This window comes from Litorivivens sp., from assembly GCF_041625495.1.
GTDB lineage: Bacteria > Pseudomonadota > Gammaproteobacteria > Pseudomonadales > Spongiibacteraceae > Litorivivens.
In genome coordinates this window covers 1-3,398 of record NZ_JBFJTH010000259.1, presented here as the reverse complement: position 1 = coordinate 3,398, position 3,398 = coordinate 1, and the positions used below count along the sequence as shown (strand labels likewise).

Annotated in this window: 4 protein-coding genes; 1 reads left to right on the top strand and 3 read right to left on the bottom strand. The window is 56.1% G+C overall.

Annotated features, from left to right (window positions below):
* Window positions 1–1,419, top strand: a 1,419-nt coding sequence (locus tag ABYP39_RS18095; protein WP_372784013.1) for an AMP-binding protein, incomplete at its 5' end; no start/stop codon positions are given.
* A gap of 118 nt (window positions 1,420–1,537) precedes the next feature.
* On the opposite strand, the gene ABYP39_RS18090 is transcribed toward ABYP39_RS18095, so the two are convergent.
* The 3 genes from ABYP39_RS18090 to ABYP39_RS18080 all read right to left on the bottom strand — a co-directional run.
* A complete protein-coding gene (locus tag ABYP39_RS18090; RefSeq protein ID WP_372784011.1) occupies window positions 1,538–2,149 on the bottom strand; it encodes a glutathione S-transferase family protein in 612 nt (203 codons plus the stop codon).
* Window positions 2,150–2,199: 50 nt separating this feature from the next.
* Complete coding sequence (locus tag ABYP39_RS18085; RefSeq protein ID WP_372784009.1) at window positions 2,200–2,988, bottom strand: enoyl-CoA hydratase/isomerase family protein; 789 nt, start codon at window positions 2,986–2,988, stop codon at window positions 2,200–2,202.
* A 48-nt stretch (window positions 2,989–3,036) separates the two neighbouring features.
* The coding region (locus ABYP39_RS18080) for a DsbA family protein (RefSeq protein ID WP_372784007.1) at window positions 3,037–3,398 on the bottom strand (362 nt) is incomplete at its 5' end.

The window sequence follows — 3,398 nt, the reverse complement described above, 5'->3', positions numbered from 1 at the left end:
GATTTCGGTATGATGCTGGCTGGTATCATACCGGTACCAATTTATTCCACCGCCTCTTCAGAAACCATCGACTACGTGCTTGAACACAGCGAAGCCAAGCTGTGTTTTGTTGGCAAGCTCGATGACTGCAGCGCAGCGCAAGCGAGCTTGAGCAATATTCCTGTCATCAGATTTCCCGACGCCAATGCCGACTATAAAAGCGCGCGCGACTGGCAGAGCATTCTGGAGTCCTCAATACCCCTAGAAAGCTATCACACACCCAGTGCGGACGACATGGCGACGATCGTTTACACCTCGGGCAGCACCGGCAAACCCAAGGGCGTTGTATTGACCCACGGCCATCTCGGCGCCGCCGCAATGGAAACCAAGAACCGCATGGTGGGCGGTGATCAGCCACACCGTATGATGTCTTACCTGCCATTGGCTCACATCACAGAGCGCTCCGTCGTTGCCATGACATCCCTCTACGGGCAGGTAGAACTCTTTTTCTCCGAAGGGCTTGAAACCTTTGTAGACGAATTGCACCACTGCCAGCCCACCGATTTTATTTCAGTCCCCAGACTCTGGGCCAAATTCCAGGCGAAAGTGTTGGCCCAGATTCCTGACGAGCAGCTACAGGAAATGCTCGCGGGCGAGGGGGGCGATGCGGTAGCTGCGGCCATTCGCGACAAACTTGGCTTTGGCTCCTGCAGTAATTTTGGCTCCGGCTCGGCCCCTATATCCCCCGCTCTGCTCGAATGGTTCCACCGCATTGGCGTTAATATTGCCGAGGGCTGGGGGATGACGGAAACGTCCGGACTTGCCTGCTCCAACCAGCCATTCACCGTTGAGGGTATGGGTACCATCGGCACCCCGCTTGCCTGCAATGAAATGAAACTCTCCGACGAAGGTGAAGTACTGATTCGCGGTGATGCGATCTTTAACGAGTATTATAAAAATCCGGAAGCGACCGCCGAATCCTTCATTGGCGACTGGTTCCGCACGGGTGACAAAGGCATCAAAGACGAAAATGGTGCCTACCGCATCACCGGCCGCGTGAAAGAGCAATTTAAAACGGCGAAAGGCAAGTACGTCGCCCCCGTACCTATTGAAAGCCGCCTGGCGACCAACTCCCTGATCGAGCAAGTCTGTGTGCTGGGTTCCGGGCGGCCTGCGCCCATGGCCATAGTGGTGCTCAACGATCAAGGGCTGAGCAAAGAACAAATCAAGAGCAATCTTGAGAAAACCCTGAACGATGTGAATCAGCAATTGGAATCTCACGCCCGTCTGGATCGTATCGCAATCTCGGAAACAACTTGGGACGTAGAGAACGACCTGCTAACACCCACGATGAAACTAAAGCGGGATAAAATCGAAGCGTTCTACCGCGATTCAATCGACAGCGAAGCAGAAAGTGGCGTGTACTGGGTTGATCAGTAAAGCCTCTTTGCGATAAGCGCCCTCGCAACAGGCAGTCGGGCGCTATGCCGTGAAGTCACTTGATTCAGGACGAAACCGACGCGGAACAGTGTCGTCCTGCCTATTGTGAGCGGATCGTTTACGCTGCAAAGGCCTTGGCGCACGCTGGACGCGCCAGCAGGCGATCGGCGTAAGCACTAAGGTTCGGATAATCGTCATCATTAATGACGCCCAGGCGCTTGGACATAATGCACGCATGCCCCAGCATAGTGTCTGCCGCAGAAAAATCACCAATCAGGTAGTCCCTACCCTCCAAAGCCTGCTCGACCGGCTGCCAGGCTTTGGCCAGTAAGCGCCGTGCCTGTTCGCGTATTGTTGCGTCCTGACGCTCAGGCGGCAGCAACAGCGTATGCACCACGATGGTATTGACCGGCGGCATTACCATGCCTTCGCAGTAATGGAACCACTGCAGGTATTCGGGAAAGCGCGGGTCATCAACCGCCGGTTTCAAACCGCCACTGCCGTGCCGCTCGAGAATATATTCTGCAATTGCGCCAGATTCGAAAATACGTACATCGCCATCTTCTAGCACCGGCACCCGCCCCAACGGATGACGCTTGCGGTGTTGGTCCGACTTGAGATCCTTTGGGTGGAAGTCCATCCGGTTCAGTTTGTATTCCAGACCCAGTTCTTCCAGCAACCAGAGTGTGCGACTGGCTCTTGAGTTGGGTGCAAAATGCAGTAGCAGCATAAGTCTTGTCCTTTATTTTTTACTACGCATGAGATCGACTGAAATCCCGATCACTGCGGCTGGTTGAACACCGGTTCGCGCTTTTCCAGGAACGCGGCAAAACCTTCCGCCTGATCCGGTGTGCCGAACGTTTTATGAACCGCCGCCCGCTCGGCCTGCAGCAGGTCTTCCAATGAACGGTCTTCACTACCCACCACGACATCCATCACACCTCGGACGGCGAGAGCCGGTTGTGCGGCCAGTTCCTCTGCCAGTTTGATAGCCCGGTCTTTGAGTTCCGCCAGTGGCCATACCTCATGCACCAGACCAATTCGCAGTGCCTCCGGGCCGGAAATTTTCTTGCCACGAAGAATCATGTCCAGTGCGTGGTCTCGGCCAACACACTTACTGAGTCGGGCGCTGCCGCCCCAGGCAGGTACCGTGCCCAAGTCCATTTCCGGAAGGCCAATCTGTGCACCCTCCGCCGCAGCCAGGCGGAAGTGACAGCCTAGCGGGATCTCCAAGCCGCCGCCAAGGCAGTACCCGAACAAGGTCACGACCCAGGGCTTGCCCATGTTCTCGATGGCCGCAATCACCCGCAGGCGCTGGTCGAACAGTGCGTCGGGCCCACCTGCCCGTTCGACCCCTGCCGGCAGCTGCTTGAGATTCATGCCGACAGAGAAGTTGTTCAGCCCTTCGCCGGTTAGTACGACAGCGCGCAGGGTATCGTCCGCGGCAATTTCGCTAACCAGCTCCTCAAGCCGATCGATAAACTCAAGAGTCATGCGGTTATAGGGCGCATCGTTGATAGAAATGATGGCCACTGCGTCCTGGCGGGTGAACAAAAGCGGGTTATCCATAGTATTGTCCTTCATTCGGCTGTGATCAGCTTAGGATTCGTCGCTAGACTAACCTTGCTGACGTTTCTCCAACTCTCGCTGTATTGCCCTAGCAAACAGCCACAGCCGATCCTGACCCCACAGCGCCAGCACTGATTCACCCTGCGCGTTGAGCAAGCGGAAACTCGGCACGCCCCAGAGACCGGCCTCATACATCGCTAGGCGATTTTCTTCGAGACGCTCCTCCCAACCACCGCGACCGATCAGGCCTTTGGCAACGGCCCAGTCGAGACCGGCATTCTCTACTACCGTTTTCAGGCCTGAGAGCCGGTTGGTATTGATACCGTTGGCGAAGGCGGCGCCTAGAAAGCTGGAAATAAATTCCACATCGCGCCCCTGCTCTACCGCCCAGGGGTAAAGCGAGTAGGCTT

Bases quoted from the DNA above. Each gene is read 5' to 3' on its own strand.
- ABYP39_RS18090 (WP_372784011.1), bottom strand. From the start codon at position 2,149: ATGCTGCTACTGCATTTTGCACCCAACTCAAGAGCCAGTCGCACACTC.
- ABYP39_RS18085 (WP_372784009.1), bottom strand. From the start codon at position 2,988: ATGGATAACCCGCTTTTGTTCACCCGCCAGGACGCAGTGGCCATCATT.